A 1,140-nucleotide genomic window follows, 5' to 3' on the forward strand; every position below is an offset into this window, starting at 1 on the left:
TCCTTGACGAGGGCGTCGATGCCGCCCCGTGCGGCCGCATCCAGCTGCGCGTACGGCTTGCCGTGGCCGCGCTGCGCGAGTTCGTCCTGCAGGGCGACGGCTTCGCGGTGCAGCCAGTCGGCCGACCAGTCGGGGGCGACGTAGCTGCCGTGGCCCCATACGGTGCCCAGCTGCTGGCCGCCGGCGGCGAGCCAGGCCTGCTGGCCCCGTGTGATCTGGTCGCCCGTCCAGATGACGTGGCCTTGTTGGTCGAGGACTTGCGCGGGGATCGGCGGGGCCTTCAGGTAGATCTCCCGGCCCACGAACAACAGCGTGCCGAAGGAGAGTACGCAGATGATCGCCAGCCAGGTCCATAGTCTGCGTGTAGCGTGCATGGCTTGTGTTCCTTCACTGTGATTGATCGGTGGCGCAGCGGGGCGCCTGGACCGCATTGTGCGGCGAAACACCGCAATAGTTGCATCGCAAATGCAGCTTTATTTGAAATGCTTGACCCAGTTTAGGAAACGGCGCGGGACACGCCCATCGGCACGGCGGACTAGTCACTTTGGCCGATTGTCCGGCGCCCCGGCGGCTCATAACATGCAGCGTAGATACCACTTATAAGGAGGCCGCCATGGCCCTCATGACCATCGAAGAAGCCCGGCCGGCGCCCGCACCCGGCCACGGCGCGCCGCTGTTCGCCCTCGGCTTCCGCCCGTTCTACCTGCTGGCCGCCGCGTTCGGCGCCCTCGCCGTGCCGCTGTGGATCGCGGCGCAGGCGGGCGTGCGCCTGCCCGCGCGCATCGACATGTTGTGGCATATGCACGAGATGGTGTTCGGCTTCGCGCTGGCCGTCGTCGTCGGCTTCCTGTACACGGCCGGCTACGCCTGGACGAAGCTGTGGACCCCGCGCGGCAAGGCCCTTGCCGCCATCGCCGCCGTGTGGGTGGCGGGGCGGATCGCGATGCTGGCCGCGCCGCCCGTCGTCGGTGCCCTGGTGGACGCCGCGTTCCTGCCGGTCGCCGCGTGGCCGCTGTTCCGCGTGCTGAAGCAGTCGGGCAATATGCGCAACATGTTCCTCGTCGGCCTGCTCGCGCTGCTCACCCTGGCGAACGTGTGCTACCACGCGGCCGCGCTGGGCTGGATCCGCGTGAATCCGCT

1 protein-coding gene and 1 pseudogene are annotated in these 1,140 nt (G+C 68.4%); one reads left to right on the forward strand and one right to left on the reverse strand.

Going from position 1 to position 1,140, the window contains the following annotated elements:
* Nucleotides 1-374 (reverse strand): annotated as a pseudogene (locus ACEN88_RS32310) (nitric-oxide reductase large subunit); the annotation flags it as partial.
* Between the two features lie 239 nt (nucleotides 375-613).
* On the opposite strand from ACEN88_RS32310, the gene ACEN88_RS32315 reads away from it, so the two are divergent.
* Nucleotides 614-1,140, forward strand: a 527-nt coding sequence (locus ACEN88_RS32315; protein ID WP_413346308.1) for an NnrS family protein, incomplete at its 3' end; no start/stop codon positions are given.

Source organism: Massilia sp. CT11-108 (assembly GCF_047302915.1).
GTDB classification, from domain to species: Bacteria; Pseudomonadota; Gammaproteobacteria; order Burkholderiales; family Burkholderiaceae_D; genus Telluria; species Telluria orientalis.